Annotated in this window: 24 protein-coding genes; 13 read left to right on the forward strand and 11 right to left on the reverse strand. The window is 41.4% G+C overall.

The features are described from left to right. The first annotated feature begins 29 nt into the window (after positions 1-29). The 4 genes from araA to arfB all read left to right on the forward strand — a co-directional run bounded on the left by araA (position 30) and on the right by arfB (position 3,451). Positions 30-1,511 (forward strand): L-arabinose isomerase, encoded by a 1,482-nt coding sequence (gene araA / locus ACUXV0_RS10845; protein WP_446189566.1) that lies wholly within the window; start codon positions 30-32, stop codon positions 1,509-1,511. A 39-nt stretch (positions 1,512-1,550) separates the two neighbouring features. Then, positions 1,551-2,117 carry a hypothetical protein gene (locus tag ACUXV0_RS10850; RefSeq protein ID WP_446189567.1) on the forward strand — a complete coding sequence of 189 codons (567 nt, stop codon included), beginning with the start codon at positions 1,551-1,553 and terminating at the stop codon, positions 2,115-2,117. A gap of 151 nt (positions 2,118-2,268) precedes the next feature. Further along, positions 2,269-2,967 (forward strand): L-ribulose-5-phosphate 4-epimerase, encoded by a 699-nt coding sequence (locus ACUXV0_RS10855; RefSeq protein WP_446189568.1) that lies wholly within the window; start codon positions 2,269-2,271, stop codon positions 2,965-2,967. A 76-nt stretch (positions 2,968-3,043) separates the two neighbouring features. Then, entirely contained in the window at positions 3,044-3,451 is a 408-nt protein-coding gene (arfB, locus tag ACUXV0_RS10860; protein WP_446189569.1) for an alternative ribosome rescue aminoacyl-tRNA hydrolase ArfB, read from the forward strand. 68 nt (positions 3,452-3,519) lie between these two features. Here arfB and ACUXV0_RS10865 read toward each other — a convergent pair whose 3' ends face one another. From ACUXV0_RS10865 to ACUXV0_RS10875, 3 genes are read right to left on the reverse strand one after another with little or no spacing between them, the layout of a single operon-like run. Further along, positions 3,520-4,107, reverse strand: a complete 588-nt coding sequence (locus ACUXV0_RS10865; protein WP_446189570.1) for a GNAT family N-acetyltransferase — start codon at positions 4,105-4,107, stop codon at positions 3,520-3,522. Next, positions 4,107-4,502, reverse strand: coding sequence for a ketosteroid isomerase-related protein (locus tag ACUXV0_RS10870; protein ID WP_446189571.1), 396 nt, complete (start codon positions 4,500-4,502; stop codon positions 4,107-4,109). Before ACUXV0_RS10870 ends, ACUXV0_RS10865 begins: the two co-directional genes overlap by 1 nt. Positions 4,503-4,557: 55 nt before the next feature. Beyond that, a complete protein-coding gene (locus tag ACUXV0_RS10875; protein ID WP_446189572.1) occupies positions 4,558-5,496 on the reverse strand; it encodes a D-2-hydroxyacid dehydrogenase in 939 nt (312 codons plus the stop codon). 49 nt (positions 5,497-5,545) lie between these two features. On the opposite strand from ACUXV0_RS10875, the gene murB reads away from it, so the two are divergent. Further along, positions 5,546-6,565 carry a UDP-N-acetylmuramate dehydrogenase gene (murB, locus tag ACUXV0_RS10880; RefSeq protein WP_446189573.1) on the forward strand — a complete coding sequence of 340 codons (1,020 nt, stop codon included), beginning with the start codon at positions 5,546-5,548 and terminating at the stop codon, positions 6,563-6,565. Between the two features lie 34 nt (positions 6,566-6,599). Beyond that, positions 6,600-7,193, forward strand: coding sequence for a hypothetical protein (locus ACUXV0_RS10885; RefSeq protein ID WP_446189574.1), 594 nt, complete (start codon positions 6,600-6,602; stop codon positions 7,191-7,193). 1 nt (position 7,194) lies between these two features. Here the strand turns inward: ACUXV0_RS10885 and trpD are convergent, their stop codons facing one another. From trpD to ACUXV0_RS10915, 6 genes are all read right to left on the reverse strand, one after another. Then, positions 7,195-8,190, reverse strand: coding sequence for an anthranilate phosphoribosyltransferase (gene trpD / locus ACUXV0_RS10890; protein ID WP_446189575.1), 996 nt, complete (start codon positions 8,188-8,190; stop codon positions 7,195-7,197). Positions 8,191-8,255: 65 nt separating this feature from the next. Continuing rightward, positions 8,256-8,822: an anthranilate synthase component II gene (locus tag ACUXV0_RS10895; protein WP_446189576.1), complete on the reverse strand. Its 567-nt coding sequence runs from the start codon at positions 8,820-8,822 to the stop codon at positions 8,256-8,258. Beyond that, a complete protein-coding gene (locus ACUXV0_RS10900) occupies positions 8,819-9,277 on the reverse strand; it encodes a hypothetical protein (RefSeq protein WP_446189577.1) in 459 nt (152 codons plus the stop codon). Before ACUXV0_RS10900 ends, ACUXV0_RS10895 begins: the two co-directional genes overlap by 4 nt. 17 nt (positions 9,278-9,294) lie before the next feature. Continuing rightward, positions 9,295-10,722 carry an anthranilate synthase component I family protein gene (locus tag ACUXV0_RS10905; protein WP_446189578.1) on the reverse strand — a complete coding sequence of 476 codons (1,428 nt, stop codon included), beginning with the start codon at positions 10,720-10,722 and terminating at the stop codon, positions 9,295-9,297. Positions 10,723-10,989: 267 nt separating this feature from the next. Next, on the reverse strand, positions 10,990-11,604 hold the full coding sequence (locus tag ACUXV0_RS10910; RefSeq protein ID WP_446189579.1) for a superoxide dismutase: 615 nt from the start codon (positions 11,602-11,604) through the stop codon (positions 10,990-10,992). 60 nt (positions 11,605-11,664) lie between these two features. Further along, complete coding sequence (locus ACUXV0_RS10915) at positions 11,665-12,123, reverse strand: nucleoside deaminase (RefSeq protein ID WP_446189581.1); 459 nt, start codon at positions 12,121-12,123, stop codon at positions 11,665-11,667. A 97-nt stretch (positions 12,124-12,220) separates the two neighbouring features. On the opposite strand from ACUXV0_RS10915, the gene nadC reads away from it, so the two are divergent. Next, positions 12,221-13,072 carry a carboxylating nicotinate-nucleotide diphosphorylase gene (gene nadC, locus ACUXV0_RS10920; RefSeq protein WP_446189583.1) on the forward strand — a complete coding sequence of 284 codons (852 nt, stop codon included), beginning with the start codon at positions 12,221-12,223 and terminating at the stop codon, positions 13,070-13,072. A gap of 71 nt (positions 13,073-13,143) precedes the next feature. After that, positions 13,144-13,422 (forward strand): hypothetical protein, encoded by a 279-nt coding sequence (locus ACUXV0_RS10925; RefSeq protein WP_446189584.1) that lies wholly within the window; start codon positions 13,144-13,146, stop codon positions 13,420-13,422. A gap of 48 nt (positions 13,423-13,470) precedes the next feature. On the opposite strand, the gene ACUXV0_RS10930 is transcribed toward ACUXV0_RS10925, so the two are convergent. Further along, the gene (locus tag ACUXV0_RS10930; RefSeq protein WP_446189585.1) at positions 13,471-14,052 is read right to left on the reverse strand and encodes an LOG family protein; all 582 of its coding nucleotides are present in this window, start codon (positions 14,050-14,052) and stop codon (positions 13,471-13,473) included. Positions 14,053-14,155: 103 nt separating this feature from the next. Here ACUXV0_RS10930 and ACUXV0_RS10935 point away from each other — a divergent pair, with 103 nt between their 5' ends. From ACUXV0_RS10935 to ACUXV0_RS10945, 3 genes are all read left to right on the forward strand, one after another. Next, positions 14,156-15,271: a Gfo/Idh/MocA family protein gene (locus ACUXV0_RS10935; RefSeq protein WP_446189586.1), complete on the forward strand. Its 1,116-nt coding sequence runs from the start codon at positions 14,156-14,158 to the stop codon at positions 15,269-15,271. Positions 15,272-15,368: 97 nt separating this feature from the next. After that, on the forward strand, positions 15,369-15,881 hold the full coding sequence (locus tag ACUXV0_RS10940) for a gluconate 2-dehydrogenase subunit 3 family protein (protein ID WP_446189587.1): 513 nt from the start codon (positions 15,369-15,371) through the stop codon (positions 15,879-15,881). 29 nt (positions 15,882-15,910) lie between these two features. Continuing rightward, positions 15,911-17,620 carry a GMC oxidoreductase gene (locus ACUXV0_RS10945; protein WP_446189588.1) on the forward strand — a complete coding sequence of 570 codons (1,710 nt, stop codon included), beginning with the start codon at positions 15,911-15,913 and terminating at the stop codon, positions 17,618-17,620. Between the two features lie 83 nt (positions 17,621-17,703). Here ACUXV0_RS10945 and ACUXV0_RS10950 read toward each other — a convergent pair whose 3' ends face one another. Beyond that, entirely contained in the window at positions 17,704-18,336 is a 633-nt protein-coding gene (locus tag ACUXV0_RS10950) for a PepSY-like domain-containing protein (RefSeq protein WP_446189589.1), read from the reverse strand. A 220-nt stretch (positions 18,337-18,556) separates the two neighbouring features. Between ACUXV0_RS10950 and ACUXV0_RS10955 the strand changes: the two genes are divergently transcribed. Then, complete coding sequence (locus ACUXV0_RS10955; protein ID WP_446189590.1) at positions 18,557-19,132, forward strand: RNA polymerase sigma factor; 576 nt, start codon at positions 18,557-18,559, stop codon at positions 19,130-19,132. Beyond that, positions 19,125-20,555, forward strand: a complete 1,431-nt coding sequence (locus ACUXV0_RS10960) for a hypothetical protein (RefSeq protein ID WP_446189591.1) — start codon at positions 19,125-19,127, stop codon at positions 20,553-20,555. The genes ACUXV0_RS10955 and ACUXV0_RS10960 overlap by 8 nt, the downstream gene beginning before the upstream one ends. Positions 20,556-20,637: the final 82 nt, after the last annotated feature.

A 20,637-nucleotide genomic window follows, 5' to 3' on the forward strand; every position in this document is an offset into this window, starting at 1 on the left:
TTCCTAGCTCTGTAGAAAGAAATATTAAAATGATCGACTTAAAACAATTTGAAGTTTGGTTTGTAACCGGCAGCCAGCATTTATACGGTGAAGAAACGCTAAGACAAGTAGCGGCTCATTCAGAAGAAATAGCCAAACACCTGGACTCACAGGCTCCTGTGAAAGTGGTTTTCAAACCTACCGTTAAAACCTCTGATGAAATCACGGCAGTTTGCAGAGAGGCATCGGCCTCTGAGCAGTGTATCGGTATTATCACCTGGATGCACACTTTTTCGCCTGCTAAAATGTGGATCACAGGTCTTAACCTACTCACTAAGCCACTTCTGCATCTGCATACCCAGTATAACCGTGATATCCCTTATGCCGACATTGATATGGATTTCATGAACCTGAACCAGTCTGCCCATGGCGACCGTGAGTTTGGTTTTATGATGACTCGCATGCGTAAGAAACGTAAAGTAGTGGTAGGCCACTGGAAAAGCAGAGGGGTTATTCAGCAAATAAACGACTGGTGCAGAGTGGCCATAGGAAAGCATGAAATGAACCATCTGAAGCTGGTTCGTTTTGGTGATAATATGCGTCATGTAGCAGTAACGGAAGGGGACAAAGTAGAAGCTCAGAAGCGATTTGGACTGGAAGTTAATACCCATGCCGTGGGCGACCTGGTTAAGGTTATCAATGCCATCTCAGACGCGGAAATAGATGAGCTTATAAAAGAATACGAGGCACAGTACCACCTCATGAATTCGCTGAAGAAAGACGGAGCCATGCGTTCCTCTTTGATAGAAGCTGCCAGAATAGAACTTGGTATCAAAGCCTTCTTAAAAGACGGAGGTTACGGTGCTTACACCAATACCTTTGAAGACCTGCATGGCATGCGTCAGCTCCCGGGAATAGGCTCTCAAAGAATGATGGCCGCGGGTTACGGTTACGGTGGCGAAGGCGACTGGAAAACCTCTGCCATGACCCGAGTGATGAAAGTAATGGCCAGCGGACTGGAAGGTGGAAACTCTTTCATGGAAGATTATACGTATCATTTTGACCCGGCAAAACCGATGGTTCTGGGCTCACATATGCTGGAGATTTGCCCAAGTATAAGCAGCGGTCAGGTGAACTGTGAGGTACATGCACTTGGAATAGGCGGCAAAGAAGATCCTGTACGTTTGGTTTTCAATGCCGATAAGGGCGAAGCTCTTAATGTTTCTTTGGTAGATATGGGCGGTAGGTTCAGGCTTATTGTGAATGAGGTTACTGCACATAAGGTAGACAAAGAATTCCCGAAACTACCAACGGCCCGTGCACTCTGGACACCAAAACCAAGCATGGAAACAGGTTGTCAGGCATGGATTCTGGCCGGTGGAGCTCACCATACTGTTTACAGCCAAAACCTAAGCACAGAGCAGATTGAAGATTTCGCAGATATGTTTGATGTGGAAGTGGTAGTCATAGATGCAGATACCAAAATCAGAAGCTTTAAGAAAGAGCTGGCGATGGGGGATGTGATATATTAAGAGTAGTCTGCTTTCGGCCTTCAGTAATCAGCTAAAATCATGAGTTTAATAAAGTTTGCTAAAGTTGATAATCATTTGAATAATGAGACCGAATATCATTATGATAAAATTTATGAAGAAGAAAAAACAACTGTAGGGGGCCGCTTAAAAATTGGTGCTGGTCAAGATCAAACAATGCTTCTAGGTGATTTATTGACTTGTTTAGAACCTCCTCTTTTCGTATTATATGTTTTAATAATTGATTGTGATGGTTTTAAATCTGGAAGATATGAGTCTCCTGTTTTGCAAACTCGAAATGATGCTTTATCATTCCTAAACAATTTTAAAGACTACTTGGAGTCAGATGGACGACATCATTTATGGGTCGGGACAAGTGATGGCACGGGGCAATTAATTTATGATCAACATGATGTGATTTTTGCATACGGCCCAATTGACCGATTCAAAGAACATTTGAATAAGGAATGCTTCAAAGAAACCGAATTTGATTTTCCTTTCCCTCATGTCCATAATTTTCACTCTGAAAATAATAAAGAGTTAAAAAGGTTAATGAATTTCTGGGATTGGGAAAGGTACGATTTAGAGGAAGGGGATGAATATGATTAAAATATGCATGTGGTTATCAAACGAAAACAAGATTTTTAAGTCAATGACTTATTGTTCTCAAAACCTTGATTTCTTAATGTTAAGGCATTAAAAAAGTCAAGTGTGTTCCGTGAAAATCTGTGTAATCCGTGTTCCTTTTTAATTTTTTACTATGTATAATACACTAAAACAAGAATGCTACGAAGCCAATATGCAATTGCCAGAGCTTAATCTGGTGATCTTTACTTTTGGTAACGTAAGTGCCGTTGATCGGGAAAAAGGCGTATTTGCCATCAAGCCCAGTGGCGTCCCTTATGCAGATTTGAAGTGGGAAGACATCGTGATTATGGATTATGATGCCAAAGTGGTGGAAGGCAAAATGCGTCCATCTTCAGACACCAAAACCCATGCTTTGTTGTACAAAACCTGGGACTATATCGGTGGAATTACGCATACTCACAGCACCTATGCCGTAGCTTGGGCTCAGGCAGGCATGGATATTCCTATTTTCGGGACTACACATGCCGATCACACGCATCAAGACATTCCCTGTGCTCCGGCACTTTCAGACGAGATGATTAAAGGCGATTACGAGCATGAAACCGGCAATCAGATCTTTCGGATTTTTGAAGAAAAAGAACTTTCTCACAAGGAGGTGGAAATGGTATTGCTTCAAAACCACGGTCCGTTTACCTGGGGAAAAGATGCCGCCAAATCGGTGTATAATGCGGCCGTTCTAGAGGAAATTGCCCGAATGGCACAATTGACCTTGTCAATAAATCCTGACACCCCAAGGCTGAAAGAAACCCTACGCATGAAGCATTTTGAGCGTAAGCATGGGAAGAATGCTTACTACGGACAAGGATGCTAGAAATCATTATACTCGTGGCACGACTCCTTTTCTTCGAGGTTAGTCGTGCCACGAGTACTTTGACTACCTTTGACTTATGAAACTGCTGGATCAAGATTTCTCTTCTGAATGGGAATTCAGCACTTCCAGAAGTGGTGGTGCTGGCGGGCAGCATGTCAATAAGGTGGAAACCAAAGTAGAGTTGCGGTTCCATATCGGAAACTCTTCACTCTTGAACGATTCACAGAAAGCGAAGCTTCGGGAGAAATACCCAAATCAGATCAACCAAAACGATGAATGGGTCATTACTTCTCAGGAGACCCGGTCGCAGGTGAAGAACAAGGAATTGGTTATTCAAAAGTTTAAGCAACTTCTCAAACAGGCTTTTCAAGTAGTCAAGCCCAGAAAAAACACTAAGCCCACAAGAGCCTCCATTGAAAAACGACTATTGAAGAAAAAAGTAAAGTCTAAGACGAAGTCATTGAGAGGTAAAGTTGATTATTGATTTCCAATTCAATTAGGTTTTATTCGTAGCTGACTCGTCAACTACGTGGTTAGTCGTGCCACGAGAATTTAGAGAGTTTTTGTCCAGTACTCCATCCTCTTAGGAGTCTCCTCATCTTCATCGATATCCTTCCAATTGAATTCTGAGACTAGGTTAGTTGATTTTTGATAGCCTCTTTTTTGCCAAAAGGAACTTAGGTCTTTATAGTTCTCTGGTCTTAGCGGATGCTCTGCAGGTCTTTGCACAGCACAGAAAGCCGCCAAAGGTCTTTTTATTTCCTGGGCGTACGCCTCACGTTCCTCAAAAAAACGAACTCCTAGCCCCAGACCTCTATACGGTTTTAGCAAAATACTTTCTCCAAAATAACAGACGGTAGAGAGCTCAATTTTTTTCTCAAGAAAAGGTTTTCTTACCTCAAGTGTTTCTTGTTCCAGTGCAATACAAGTAGTAGCTCCTACTAACTTTTCCTCATCGAATACAGCAAAAAGAAAGGAATCCGATGCCTCTATGTAAGTTTTTAGGTATTCTTGCTCATAAGCTAAAGAGCCATCATATAAATAAGGAAATTCACGAAAAACCTGAATTCTCAGCTCTGCCAATGGCTGTAGTATTTTGGGAATTTCGGTTCCCATGAACTTCCTGAAAGCAAGTTGCATTAGTTACCTTCTATTTGACGAAGCCAATCCTCCAGATTATAATAAGTCGTTACCCGGGTTATCTTTTCATTTTTCCCCTCCAAAAAAGCTCCCGCCGGTAAAATATACGTTTGACCCGAAGCAGCGGGTAGGTCGCCATCGGTAGATTTATAGGTACCATGAACAGTGAATTCTGCGGCTATCCTTTCGCCGGTAGAATCGTACATAAAAACCAGATCCTTTAGCTCCTCATTATAACACTCGTCCATGTGATGGAGAAAATCTTTAAAGTAGTCCTTTCCAAAATTTGCTCCGCCTTGATTTGCATCATGCCGTACATTCTCGTCTAAAAGTGAGAGCATGGTTTCCCAATCCTTTTGATTAAATGCCGAATAATATTGTTCAACTAATCCCATCCGTTTTTACCGTAATTTTTGCTCAAATATAGACGATGAACTGAAAGAATTATGGCTAGTTCACCACATTTTGAGGGGTGCCTTTTTGCCAAGCTTTTATATTCTCTGTAACAATCTGAAACAGCCTTTTTCTGGCCTCCAGGGTAGCCCAGGCTATATGAGGAGTAATGATGAGATTTTTGGCTCCAAAGAGTACGTTGCCTTCTTTGGGCGGCTCTTGAGAAACTACATCTACTGCTGCTCCTGCAATTACTCCGGTTTCTAAAGCAGCTCTCAAATCCTCATCATTAATGAGTGGACCGCGACCAGTATTTATAAGTATGGCCGTAGTTTTCATTTGACTCAAGGTCTGGGAATTTATAAAACCCTCATTCTCACTAGTCAAAGGGCAGTGCAAACTCACAAAATCCGACTGTCGCAAAAGCTCGTCGAGTTCAACAGTTTTATATTTTGGGTGAAGTTTGGATGATTTTCTATTCACTATTACTTTCATCTCAAAAGCCTCTGCCACTTGAGCAACTTTTTCACCAATATCTCCTATTCCCACCAACCCGAGCGTCTTACCGGCAAGCTCAGTCAAGGTGAAATCATAAAAACAGAAATCAGGGCTTTCTATCCATTTTTGTGGTTTATTATGCTCCTCTATTCTGTTGGTAAACCTAAGCATCATCGCAAAAACATGCTGTGCTACTGACATAGAGCTGTAGTTCTTTGCATTGGTCACCACCACCCCGTGTTTTTTAGCCGCCTGAAGATCTACCACATTATAGCCGGTGGCTGTTACTCCTATGTATTTTAAATTAGGCAATTGACTAATTATATTTTTATCTAAAATTGCCTTATTAGTTAATATCACTTCTGCCTCTTTTGCTCTCTCTATTGTTAATTTATAAGGGGTACGATCATAGCTGGTAAACGTGCCGAGTGATTTCAGTTCAGTGAGGTCTAGTTGCTCAGGTTTACTGGTAAATGCATCCAGAAATACAATATTCATGGGATATGATTAGGGTTTCGGTAAATTGCGTCGAATTTCGACATAGTGCATGCCAAATATACTCAAAAATGCCTCTCTCAAACCCTTTAATACATTTGGTTTAGAGGCCAAAGCCAAACTTTTGGTGGCGATAAAATCTATTGATGAAGCTATCAAATTAACTCATGATGAAGCTTTTAAAGCAAATGAAAAAATGGTGCTTGGCGGCGGCAGTAATTTGCTTTTAACAAAAGATTTTGACGGACTTGTCATCAAAAATGAAATCAAAGGCATTAAGATTATTAAGGAGACTGAAACCGATATTTACCTGAAGGTAGGCGGTGGAGAAATATGGCATGAATTTGTTTTGTTTTGCGTAACAAATAATTACTGCGGATTAGAGAATTTATCCTTAATACCCGGTACAGTTGGAGCCGCACCAATGCAAAATATTGGTGCCTATGGTGTAGAAATCAAGGATGTTTTTGAGGAACTGGAGGCACTCAACTGGGAAACTCAAAAGCTAGAACGTTTTGACAATTCCCAGTGTCAGTTTGGCTACAGAGAGAGTATTTTCAAACATAGTCATAAAGGAAAATATCTGATCTGTAATGTCACTTTTAAGCTATCTAAAAAGCCAAAACTGAAGATGGAATACGGGGCTATTCGCGAGACTCTGGCTCTCAATGGCGTGAAAGAACCTTCTATCAAGGATATCAGTGATGCGGTAATTGCCATCAGACAATCCAAGCTTCCGGATCCTGCAGAAATAGGCAATTCGGGTAGCTTCTTCAAAAACCCGGTTATCACTAAGAAGTTATTTGCCAAAATTAAGGATCAATACGATTCTGTACCCTCCTACCCGATTGATGAAAGCAATGTAAAAGTACCTGCCGGTTGGTTAATAGAACAGGCAGGCTGGAAAGGTTACAGGCAGGGTGAAATTGGCGTTCACCAAAAACAGGCTTTGGTGTTAGTGAACTATGGTGATGGAATTGGCAAAGACATTGAAAATCTGGCCTATAAGATCATCAATTCCGTTCAAGAAAAATTTGGTGTTCAACTTCAGCCAGAAGTAAATATTATCTAAATTCGACAGCAATAACCCAAAAAACACCACTTAAATGCAGACTTCACACGTAATATCAGACCTTATTCTCGGTCTTGTAGGTCTATTCGTATTCTTTCGGTACCTCTTGAAACTACCCCTAATGGAAACTGTCTTGTGGGAGGCTTTTGTGCTTTCTGTAACAGTGGCCGCTTTTGCCGGAGCTGGTAGATTTGCCGGTATCCCAAACGCTGGTTTGGTATCTGTCTTTTTTCAAAACATGGCAGCTACGGTAGGGGCACTGGGTCTGGCAGTGGTCTCATGGTTTAAAGTATGGGAAAACGATACACTTGATAACAAAATAGGCTGGTCTGTTTTAGCACTTGGATTCCTCATATTCTGCCTTCCTCAGGTAGGAATCATGCCTGCCCTAATCTCCTATATTCCTGTAGTTTGTATGATTTTAATAGCAGCTGCGGCTATCGTAGCTCTGATCAATGGTCAAAAGAAACTAGGAATATGGTTGCTGGCAGCTGTGCTATTTTCTGCACTGGCCACTTATAAAGACAGTTTTGTTACTGATCCCGATAATGGCATTGATGCTTATCATTACTTGATTGCCATTTCGCTTATCTGTTTTGGAATGGCCGCTGGAAGGCCATCTAGATAGTTTATTCGGCCAAGAGCTCTAAAGCCTTTAGGGCTTTCCCGCTTTCAATAGACTCTTTCGCCTGTGAGAGGGCTTCCTGAATGGTAATGTTTCTTGCCACGCCTAATGCCATTGCGGCATTGGCCAATACCACATTGGTTTGTGCAGCGGTGCCTTTTCCAGAAAGTACGTTTTTCATGATTTTGGCAGACTCTTCTAGTGAAGCTCCACCGTAAATATCTTCCTGCTTTATGGTATCAAACCCAAAAGCGGAAGGACTAAACAGTTCCCCTTCATCTGCAGAAGGGAAATGAGAGGAAAACATAAAATCTCCGGTAAGTGAAATCTCATCATATACAGCCAGATCAAAGATGATTCCGAAACGATTATCTGTTTTTCTGAATAGCTGTTCATATAGCTCAAAAACACATAAATCATAAACACCTGTCAATTGCTTTTTCACTCTTGCAGGGTTAAGTAGGGGTCCCAGCATATTGAAGAAGGTTTTCATACCTAACTCTTTACGTACAGGTCCAACATGCTTCATTGCCGGGTGAAAAAGCGGTGCATGCAGATAACATATACCCGCAGTATCTATTTTCTTTTTGAGATAATCCTGATCGTTGGTGAATTTTACTCCTAAGTGCTCCAGAACGGTGCTACTTCCTACCGAACTACTCACCCCATGATTCCCGTGTTTAGCAACCTTTTGCCCCGCACCAGCCACTACAAAAGCTGAAGTCGTGGAAATATTGAAGGTATTCTTGCCATCCCCGCCGGTACCACAAACATCCACAGCATCAAACTCCTGAAGGTCTATGTAAACTGCCACCTCGAGCATAGCTTCCCTAAAACCCTCCAGCTCTTCTACTGATATTCCCTTTTGCTGAATACCCATCAAAAAGGCAGCAGTTTGTGACTGATTAATCTCACCACGAGCTATGGCAGAGAGGGCATCAAATGCCTCTTTTTTACTTAAAGACTGGTTTTGAGTGAGTTGGTTTAAATATGACTTCATGGATCAGAAAACAATTTGGGTTAGAGATTTTGGTTTGGCATATACAAGACTAAAATTAGACGATCTTAACTCTTCATCCAATTCTCTACCATCTTCACCCCATGCTCAGTCAGATAGGCCTCAGGGTGAAACTGCACACCACGCACATCGTATTTTTGATGAGCTTCAGCCAGTACAAAATCGTCTTCATCTTTGGCAGTCACTTTCAGATCAGAGGGCATTGTCTCTGGTAGTACTGTCCAGCTATGGTAACGACAGACCTCAAACTTCTTGGGCAAGCCTTTGAAAAGAACTTCGTTTTCATCGACTACTTCGCATGGCGTGGTGACACCGTGAAGTACCTCACCCATATTATCGAGTTTGCTGCCGAAGGCTTCTCCTATAGCCTGATGACCGAGGCATACTCCGAAAATACTTTTGGATGTCTTATACTCTTTGAGCAAATCCATCATAATACCAGCTTCTTCCGGTATTCCCGGCCCGGGAGAAAGTAAGATTTTATCATATTTACCAACCTCCTCCAAGGCTATTTTATCATTCCTAAACACATCTACTTTACCGCCTAAATCCTTTAGGATATAAACTAAATTGTAGACAAATGAGTCGTAATTATCTAAAACTAAAATGTTCATTTCTTATTCAATTTATCCATCCCCTCTTTTGATAAAATCATCCCCTCGTTTCTTGTCAATTTCTTAATATTTTTCGCTTTTCTGAATCGCAAGGCAGACCAATCTTCATCAATGGCAACCATTCTAACTGGCTCATACCCTAAGTCACCCAGAGCATGCCAGCCATTATCACGATTAAACTCGCAACTGTACCTTTTTGAGCTTCCTTTGGGGTAGGCAAACCAGAGCAGTCCGTCTGTCACTAAGTTTTGATCTATTTGCTGAGCAAAACGTTTGACTTCTTCCAACTTGGTACAAAAGGTTAATACAAATTCAATAGGCCCATCACACAGCTCAGACTTAACACTCAAAAACGCCTCAAAATCTCTCATTATCTCAGGATAAAGCTCTGGAGCATTAAGCACCACTATGCTCTCCTGTGTTTTGAAATTCATCTTTTTCAATAAGGCATTCATGATTAAAAAGTTTTAGGTTATAACTCCTCCGCTCGTTTTATGGCATCTCTTAAGGCTCCTAGTTTATTGCCGACTTCTGCCATTTCACTTTCTGTATCAGACTTATCTACCACGCCCATTCCGGCCTGATAGTACAGTGTATTATTTTTACTCAAAAAAGTCCTGATGGCTATAGCGTGATTAAAATTACCCTTGAAATCCATAAAGCCAATTGCCCCACCATAAATACTTCTATTCGTTGGTTCCAGTCGATTGATAATACTCATAGCCATATGTTTGGGTGCTCCTGAGAGTGTTCCTGCCGGAAAAGTATCTGCCACCAGTTGAAGCGGGTTGGTGCCTGCCGTCATTTTGCCGGTCACCTTAGAAACCAAATGAATGACATGACTGTAGAACTGTACTTCTTTGAAAACCTCCACCTTTACCTCATCAGAACTACGGCTTAAATCGTTTCTTGCCAGATCTACCAACATCACGTGCTCGGCAGATTCTTTAGGATCGGAATCTAGCTCCTTCGCCAGCTCGGCATCGCGTTCATCGCTACCACTTCTTCTGAATGTACCTGCAATAGGGTGAATTTCAGCCATACCATCCTGAATATGGATTTGCTTCTCAGGAGAAGAACCAAAAATGTGGTAATCGCCTCCATCAAAATAAAAAAGATATGGAGAAGGGTTGATGCTTCGCAAGGCTCGGTAAACATTGAAGTCATCTCCTTCAAATTCCTTTGAGAATCTTCTGGAAGGTACAATCTGGAAAACATCCCCTCTATGACAGTGTTTTTTACATGTCTCAATAATTTCCCTCATCTGATCATCCTGAAGATTACTCGTTTCTTCAGATATAGTCTTAAAACTACGATGACTAAACTTCGGGGTGTTCACAAAAAGCTCAATGGTCTCTAGTCCGTTTTCTACCGGGTTTACCTCTTTGTCATCTTTAAAATAAGAATGCTCCAGAATATGCAATTCATCCTTAAAGTGATTGACTGCAATCACATATCTGTAAACCCTGTAAATAAGAGAAGGTATAGCCGTCTCTTCAGATTTTTCCTGGATTTCTATGTCCTCAAAATACTCTACGGAGTCATAGGTCATATGACCAAACAAACCGTTGGTTATAAAACCATGCTCAGAGTCTGCGGGTTTGAATTTAGCTGCAAATGCTTTTAGAGCACCTACCGCTTCTTTTCGGTTTGCAAGATCAAAGTCCTCGGTACTTCCATCAGGAAAAGTCTGGCTCACATGATCATTATCAATAATGATACTGGCCACAGGATCACAGGCAATATAACTAAAGCTGTTTTGCATGGCATGGTAATCAGCACTTTCCAGAATCACAGAGTACTTGTATTGATCTCTCATCCTGAGAAAAATACTTACGGGTGTCAGCGTATCTGCCAGTAATCGTTTTGAACGGGTTTTAATCTCGTACATGTTATTCATTTATGGTTTTTGACCCCATACGACTTTGCTCAGCAGGGAACCTTCGGTCAAAAAAAACGGCCTGCTGTGGTGAACAGCAAGCCGCAATATCTTTAAAGCATAGCTATGGTCTGTTCAACTCTCCTGAGAAGAACACCACCACCAATTATTAGCTCTGCTTGTAAAATTCATGTCGTAAAAGTAGAAAGGAAAATTTAAAATGCAACCAAGGTCACAAAAAAACCCGATCTCTCGATCGGGCCTTTCATATATAATCGTCATCGAAAATTATCCTTTCGCTGCTGCGTAACGCTCTTCTACTGCATTCCAGTTTACTACGCTCCAGAAAGCATCGATATAATCAGGACGCTTGTTTTGGTACTTTAAGTAATATGCGTGCTCCCAAACATCAAGACCTAAAATTGGAGTACCAGGACACTCAGCAATATCCATCAATGGATTATCTTGATTTGGCGTAGAACATACACATAGAGAACCGTCTTCTTTAACACATAACCAAGCCCATCCTGAACCGAAGCGTGTTCCAGCTGCTGTTTTGAATTCTGCTTTGAACTCATCTACAGAGCCAAAAGTCTCAATAATGGCTTCTTTAAGTGGACCTGAAAGGTTTCCACCTACACCCTGAGGAGCTAAAATAGACCAGAAAAGTGAGTGGTTGTAGTGACCACCACCGTTATTTCTAACAGCTCCACCACTCTTACCGGCTACCTTCATGATTTCTTCAATTGACTTGCCCTCAAGATCTGTACCCGCAATAGCATCGTTTAATTTTGTTACATAGCCATTATGGTGACGATCATGGTGGATCTCCATAGTCATAGCGTCAAAATGAGGTTCTAATGCGTCGTTGGCAAATGGTAATGCCGGTAATTCAAAAGCCATATTCAATAAGTTTTTTGTGTTCAATAATCTGTTACGCTCTTAAAACAGAAGCTTCAGGTTTTATGTTCGCAGTTTGCTGAAAAATTCTTTGAGCATCAATTCACTTTCTGATGCCAAAACCCCGCCCATTACTTCTTTATTATGATGTATTATAGCTTCTGCATAATGTCTGTATCCTCTTTTGGTATCTTCAGCACCATAGATAATGGTATCTATCTGGCTCCAGGCCAAAGCCCCGGCACACATCACACAAGGCTCCAGAGTTACGTATAATCTACAGTCTCTCAGATACTTGGCGTCTAACTTATTCGCCGCAGCAGTAATGGCCAGCATTTCGGCATGTGCCGTAACATCATTGAGTCGTTCGGTTTGGTTGTATCCTTTGCCAATGATCTGATTATTTTCTGTGACCACTATGGCTCCTACAGGCACCTCACCTTCTTCCATTGCTTGCTCAGCTAAATCTAAAGCCTTGGCCATAAAATACTCATGTGAGTAAAGGGGATAAGTATTCTTCATTTGACAAAACTATGTAAAAACGCCCTCATCCGAGCTTTCTCTATTGCTCTGCACTACTTTTTTAAGCTATTTGCACAGCAATTCACAAAAAGAAAAAATGGAAATCAAAGAACAGGATATACGTAATTTCATACAGGCAGCTCTGAAAGAAGATGTAGGTGATGGGGACCATACCTCACTTTCCACCATCCCGGCAGATGCCAAAGGCAAAGCTCAACTGATTGTTAAAGATGATGGTATTCTGGCCGGTGTAGAACTCGCCAAAGCGATTTTCAAAGAAGTAGATCCTGAACTGGAGGTAGAAGTTCTGCTTAATGATGGTGACGCCATCAAATACGGAGACATTGCATTCTATGTTTCGGGCAAAGACCAGTCTATTTTGACTGCCGAAAGATTGGTTTTGAATTGCATGCAAAGAATGAGTGGTATTGCTACCATCACCAATGAAATTGTGAAAAAACTGGAAGGCACCAAGTGTAAAGTCCTGGATACGCGTAAAACTACACCGAACTTCAGATTGCCAGAGAAGTGGGCAGTAAAAATAGGTGGTGGAGTTAATCACCGCACCGGTCTTTATGATATGATCCTTATCAAGGATAATCATGTAGACTATGCGGGAGGAATAAAAAATGCTCTTCAGGCCTCAAAAAAATACCTTAAGGAAACCGGACGTGAGCTTCCAATAGAAATTGAAGTCAGGAATCTCGATGAGCTTCAGCTGGTATTAGAAGAAGGTGGTGTGTTAAGAATTATGCTTGACAATTTTGACTACGATCTTACGCGAGAGGCATTGGAAATCATAAATGGACGTTTCCCTGTGGAGTCTTCTGGAGGTATAACTCCTGAAACCGTAAAGGCGTATGCAGACTGTGGAGTTGATTATGTTTCTATGGGTTATTTAACACACTCGGTTAAGAGTCTTGACCTAAGTCTGAAAGCCGTAAAATAAAACCCTCAGAATCTTCTTGAACACTTAGCATGGGTAGTGGTAATTTTGGTATCCAACTAAACTAACTATTCATGAAAACTAAGTTACTTCTTGTTTTGGCCGCATTTGCATTGGTATTTAGTTCTTGTAGAAGAACGGGCGGGCCGCTTTCTTGTGCTGCTGACACCGTAAGATACTCAGAAGACCTTTCTGCCTTCCTGGCAAATCAAACAAAAGGAAACTGCGAAGCCGTTAAGAAATCAATCACAAACTTATACAAAAGCTGTACTACTCTTAGTGCCATAGACAGAGAGGAGTATGAGGAATTTGAAGAAGATTTTAATTGCGATGAAATCGTAGAGAATAGCTAATTAACAGTATCTCAAAACCTTAGAACATCACTTATTTCTTAATGGAAATTAGATCTGGTCTCTCTCCAGCCACTTAAATGCTGGCTGAGGCTCAAAATCATCCATTAACTTGAATAAGCTATTAATAGAACCGGAGACTTGAAGAATGTCCCGGTTCGCTTGTTTTAAGAAACCTTCTTTTGTCATGTGATCCAGCTGTTTGATCAGCAAATCATAAAAACCATTGACATTAAGCAGGCCTACTGGTTTGGTATGTAAACCTAGCTGAGACCAGCTCAAAATCTCAAAGAGTTCGTCCATACTGCCGTAGCCGCCGGGCATTGTGACTATACCATCACAGAGTTTTTCCATCAAAGCTTTACGCTCATGCATCGTCTCTACCACATGAATCTCTGTAAGGTTAGGATGACCCACCTCCATTTTATCGAGAAAAGAAGGTATGATACCTACTACTTCACCACCGTTTTCCAAAACAGTGTTGGCTATTGTACCCATTAAACCCAAACTACCACCACCGTAAATCAATCGCATACCACGTTTTACCATCTCTTCACCAAGCTTCACAGCTGTTTCTTTATAGATTGGATTTTGACCTGGGTTAGCCCCGCAGTATACCAGTAATGATTTCATCAAATGTTCGGTTTTAGTCTATTCTGTGTTCGGTTGCCAAAATTAGGACAATATTTTTAGTAATTTCGGTTCATTTTCAACCTTATCAAAAGCTTAACGTCAAATGTCTATCTCTGAAAACCGCCGTGATTTTATCAAAAAAATGGGCGTTGGCAGCCTTGCCTTACCTTTAATCTCTGCCCGAAAAAGCACCTCAGAAACCCCAAAGTATGAAGGTAAGAAGCTTGGAATTGCATTGGTAGGCTTAGGCTATTATGCCACCCAAAAAATCTTGCCGGGCGTAGATGCGTCTCCATACTGGGAACTCAGAGGAATAGTGACCGGCTCGCCTTCAAAAATTCCGGAGTATAAGAAAAAGTACAATCTGAAAGATCAAAACATTCTCAATTATGAGAACTATGATGAACTCAAAAACTGCCCAGACATTGATGTGGTTTACGTTTGTTTACCAAACGGAATGCATGCTGAATATACCATCAGGGCAGCCAAAGCCGGTAAACATGTGATTACAGAAAAGCCAATGGCCAATAATGTGGAAGAATGTGAGGCTATGGTAAAAGCTTGTGCCGAAAACAAGGTGAAGCTGGGGGTAGGATACCGTTGTCATTTCGAGCCTTTTAATCTGGAAGCCATGCGTTATGGCAGAGAAAAAACCTTCGGAGAAATTAGTTTTATCAATAGCATGTTTGGCTGGAGAGCCGGCAACCCTGACATGTGGAGACTTGATGGAAAACTGGCAGGTGGGGGACCACTTATGGACGTGGGTATTTATAGTATTAATGCTGCCAGATATGTCAAAAATGCGGAGCCTATCTCTGTAAGTGCACAGTTTGGCCCGGTTACCAGACCTGAGTATTTTGATGAAGTAGAAGAATCTGTTAGCTGGCATATGGAGTTTGCCGACGGTACTGTCTTTACAGGCTATACCAGCTACGGCACTAATATAGAGGTTCTGGATTGCCGAGGCGATAAAGGGTGGTTCAGGATGAGCCCCGCTTTTAGCTATGGTCCTCTAAAAGGAGATACATCAAACGGCCCGATGGAAATGCCTGTGGTACATCACCAAACATATCAAATGAATGGAATGGGCCCTATGTTTTTGAGTGATAAACCTCTGCCAGATCATATTTCAGGGGAGGAAGGCCTAAAAGACCTCAAAATAATGATGGCGATCTACGAATCTGCTAAAGCAGGCGGCAAAAAGATTATGCTTAGCTAATCGTTAAAGCTAAAAACGAATTAAGTCTTAAATTTGAAGATTAACCATTTCGTAGGATTGTCATCTGACGATAACCTAAACCGTCCTATAATAACCAATGAATAGAAGAAACCTCATAAAAACTCTCGGTCTTGGGCTTACAGGAGCTATGGCTTTGCCAGCCTGGGCCAATAACTGGACCACTGAGGCATTGCCCAAAGGCAACGCTTTAAACAAGGCAGATGCTGAAGTTTTAGCTGACCTTGTGGATACCCTCATCCCCAAAACAGATACCCCCGGTGCCAAAGAATTGGGTGTAGACAATTTTGTGAAAGCTATGGCAGACACCATGCTAAGCCCAGAAGACCGTCAAAACTTTTACACTCAGCTTTCCAAAGTTGATGATTTTGCTCATGAGCAATATGCCTTTAGCTTTAATCAGCTATCTGAAGGAGGAAGAGTAGACTGTCTAAAGGCTATGGAAATGGCTGAAAACCCGGAAATGAAGAAGTTTTTTCAAACCTTAAAAGGCTACACCATACAGGGCTATACCAGCTCTGAGTGGTACATGACCGAAAAAGCGGGGTATCAGTATGCACCTGGCTACGGGCACGGCTGTGTAGATGCCTAATTTAACCTTTACATTTTAGACCTATATTAATGACAGTTAAAGATAAATCTTCAAAGAAAAGAAAATATGACGCCATCGTCATTGGCTCTGGGATCAGCGGCGGCTGGGCAGCGAAAGAATTCTCCGAAAAAGGGCTGAAAACCTTAGTGCTGGAGCGTGGCCCTGATGTCAAACATAATATTGACTATCCTACCACTTCTATGATGCCATGGGAGTTTGAACATGGCTTAAACTTACCACTAGAAGAACGCCAGAAAAACCCAATCGCATCTAAATGTTATATCTTCAAAGAAGACGCCAAGCACTTTGTGGTAAAGGATGACGAACACCCATACATTCAAGACAAGCCTTTCGACTGGATCAGAGGGTACCAAGTAGGTGGCAAATCGCTGCTTTGGGCTCGTGAGACTCAGCGATGGAGCCAACTGGACTTTGATGGGCCCGCACGAGATGGTTATGCGGTTGAGTGGCCGGTTACCTATGATGAAATAGCTCCATGGTACAGTTATGTTGAAAAATTTGCCGGTATCACCGGTAGAAGAGACGGTTTAGATCAGCTGCCAGATGGTGAGTTTTTACCGCCTTTTGAACAAAGCTGTGTGGAAGAATACTTTGATGATTTTCTTCAGAAAAATTATAAAAACAGGAGAGCTATCATTGCCCGAAAGGCACATATCACCCAACCTCAGGATATTCATCTTCAACAGGGTCGTGGCCAGTGTATGCACCGTAACCTGTGTCAGAGAGGTTGCCCGTTTGGTGGTTACTTTAGTAGTAACTCATCTACCATTCCTTGGGCTTTAAATACAGGAAACTGCACCCTAAGACCAGACTCGGTAGTACATTCTATCATTTATGATGAAAAGAAAGGCAAAGCCAAAGGGGTAAAGGTGATTGACAGAGTCAGCAAAGAAGAAATAGAATTTTATGCAGACATCATTTTTGTGAATGCTGCTGCAATGAATACTACGGCTCTGCTTCTCAATAGTACTTCTTCAAGGTTCCCTATTGGCATTGGAAATGACAATGGACTAATGGGCAAATTCATTGCCTTCCATAATTACCGTGCCCGAGTGAGTGCACAGTATGAAGGATTTGCAGACAAACGTACCGATGGCCGCCGTGTAGGAGGTAGCTATATCCCGAGATGGAGAAATCTTTACGAGCAGGAAACAGACTTTATCAGAGGTTACGCTGCCGGTTTTGATTCGGGTAGAGGCGAAGGCTTTAGTGCCAACGGCATAGGTGCCGAACTCAAGGAAAATCTGCTCAACAGACAGTTAGGGCCTTGGTATGTAGGCTCCCATATGATGGGCGAAACCATCCCGAAAGAAGAGAGTACACTTACCCTTGATAAGTCAAAAACAGACGACTGGGGCATCCCATTGATTCATTTCAATATTGACTATGATGAGAATGATGACAGGATGGTCAAAGATTACCTGGAGAATACAGTTGACATGTTTGAAAAAGCTGGTTTCACCAATATCAGAACCACAGACTCTCATGCACCTCCGGGCTTAGATATCCATGAAATGGGTGGGGTAAGAATGGGTAAAGACCCAAAGACTTCATTGCTGAATAAGTATAATCAATTACATAGCTGCAAGAACGTTTTTGTAACAGATGGAGCTATGATGACTTCTACTTCTACTCAGAACCCATCTTTAACTTATATGGCCTTTACAGCAAGAGCTGTAGATCACGCCATTAAAGAAAGTAAGAAAGGTAATTTGTAATTACCCCTGTATAAAACAAGAAAAGGGGCTGTCAGAAACAGCCCCTTTTACTATACTTACTTAAGCTAAACAAACTATTTCTCTTAGTTTTTTCTTTTTTTACCGTGCTTCTTTCCCCTCTTGTCCTTGAGGTCAAATTCACTTACAAATGTGCCTTCGGCGTCAAACCCTACTCCTAAATAGGTTTCATCGGCCTGTAGTAATAATACCCCGTAAGAGCCATCAGAAAATAACCTTGCTTTCTCAATGGTAGCATCTGCATAATTGGCAGAAATATAATCTGTAATGGCAGCTGGCAAATCTGCTGTATCAATAGATTCTCCCTTACCCTTTCTTACTTTCTCTTCCAGGAAATTACCGTCAGCATCAAAAATCAACCCTGCATGCGAACCATCAACTAAGGTGATTTTTACGATCGTATTCCCTGTTTCTTCATTACTGCCTGCTCTTTCTATAGTGGCATCTGCGTAATTAGCAGCGATGTAATCTGTAATGGCGGCAGAAAGGTCTTCTACAGCTACCTCTGTCAGATTACATTTCCCTTTATGCCCTCTTACTGTACCCGTGCTATCATCTGTACTTGCCAGGAACAGAAGGTCCATAACAGCAGACTCAGTATCTGCCGAGGCATCTGGAGAAATAGATAGACTATCACAAGAGGTGAAGGCAAAAGCACCTCCAAATAGCATGATTAATGCGAATTTCAATTGTTTCATTGTTCAACGATTTTGATTAAAAATTAATAGAATAGGTTAGGTAAAGTCTATCTCATATTGCATCGTTTTGTAATCGTTTCATTCTTGCATACGGGAGTCATGAAGAGGTCCGTTGCCTTCATCTGAAGAAATAATTTTGGAAGGCAACGAAAAGGATCAGATTTTGCGTAGGCATTTATAGGTAAAGAATATTTCTATCCAGAACCCATCCTTTTTGTAAGTGTTTCGAAAAAAACAAAGGTCGTTTGATTTACAAAGCGTACTGAGCGGATGCCTGAAAAACAGGCCATCTGCACAGAAAATGCTCTATGAGCAATACTTCGGTTTTGCTAAGAGCATCAGTATGCGATATGCTTCGGGTTCTGATGAGGTCATGGAAATGGTGAATGACGGATTCATGAAAATTTTCACCAAGATCTCCATGTATGACCCCAATCAGTCTTTTGAAGCATGGTTTAAAACCGTAATGGTGCGTAGCTGCATTGATTACTATCGTAAAAATCATGCAAAAGTGGCTTTCGTAGATGTAGATGAGCTCCATTTTCTGGCCTATGATGATCAGCTTTTGGAGAAAATAAGTGCAGAAGAAATTCTGGAACTAGTGCAGCATTTGCCACCGGCGTACCGTACTGTTTTCTCGCTATATGTGGTAGAGGGCTACAGTCATGCTGAGATAGCAAAGCTTTTAGAGATCAATGAAGGAACCTCACGGTCAAATTTGGCAAAGGCCAGAATGAAAATGAAAGAGATGGTAAAAACATATGTATCAGACCTAAAAAACTACGATAATGTCTGAGGAAAATTTTGACAGAAAAATTCGGGAGAAGCTCTCCAGGCATAACCCTAAATACGAAAAGGGCTCATGGGAGGCATTTCAGAAAATGCTGCCAGCCCCTTGGTATATCCAGTTGTTTCGTGATTACGGAGCATGGCTTTTCGGAGGAGTAGCTACTACAGCACTTGTCCTTTCTACTGTTTATCAATTTCAAAAAACCAACAGACTGAATGAAGAGATTTCTACTTTAACAGAAAAATTAAATCAAACCACAGTAGTAGATACTGTTTATCTGGAGTCAAACCATGTAGATACCGTGGTGGTCAAAGAATTTATTACCCAATACGTACCGGTAGAGCGGGAGAAAATTGTTTATGTAAATTCAGAAAATTCATCCATACCAAATGGACAAACAAATACTGATTTCGCAGTAAATGAAGCTTCTCCGGTTAAAGAAGTATCTGCTGAGGCTGAAATTGCATCGCCAAAAGATGCCGAACAAAGCGGATCTCAATTGACGAACAATCCTGATAAGAGTATTGAGAAATCTTTGACTCAAAGTACAAGCGAAAAGCCAGAATTGTCTACAAGTCAATCTTTGACGAATGAAGAAAACAGAACTGTTCTGGATCAAGATTCAAAATCTGAATCCCCTGAAAAACAGCTTGAAGTAGTCAAAGAATCAGAGACTCGCGAGGTTGCAAATATTGCTCTGGAGAAAGAACAAAAAGAGGAGGAAATTACCGTTTCAGATTCTCTTTTAGCCCTGCAAATGCAGGAAATAACTGAAATGGAAACAGAAGCTATAGACCGGGATATTCCTGAAGAAAAACCTAAAAAGAAGATTAACTGGCCTAAAATGAGAGCTGGTGTTACATCAGATTTTGTAGGTTTCAGGAACCTTCTGACAGGGCCTACCGTAGAGGTGTTTTTATCTGATAAGATTAGTTTTAACCTTGGAACTACATTTTCTGGCCAGATAGAAACCAGACACCCTTTTGCCATGGACTTTAATAAAGACACCGGCAAGCGATTTGAAGAGGAATACGAAAGGTATATTCCAGGAGATGCCCCAATGATCAAAGACATCAGCATTAAAACCTCATTGATCAAAATGCCAATCAACTTCAATTATTATATCAATACCTGGAGTAGATTTAACTTTATGGTTTCTGCAGGTACTAACTTAGATCTTTCGGTCTATCAAGATGTAAACTTCCTTAGCGGTACCTTGGGTCAGCAAATCAGCAGACGATTTGAAGCGAAAGCCAAACCTAAAGTGTTCAATAACCTATTCTATGGAATGGGTGTACAATACCAATACAAAAGCCTGGTGGCTCAGCTTACGCCTTATTTTGAGTACAAATTCAGAAGTCCAGACTACTTTCATGTGCCGGGCAATGTAGGCATAAGTGGCTCTTTAAAGTTTCAGTTTGGCAAATAGAACGATGATTTAAAGAAATTTAACCATCACTATATTCGTTGATTTTTTGTCTGGCAGTAGCCATTCTGTATTTTTGCCCCTC

Source organism: Jiulongibacter sp. NS-SX5 (assembly GCF_052828545.1).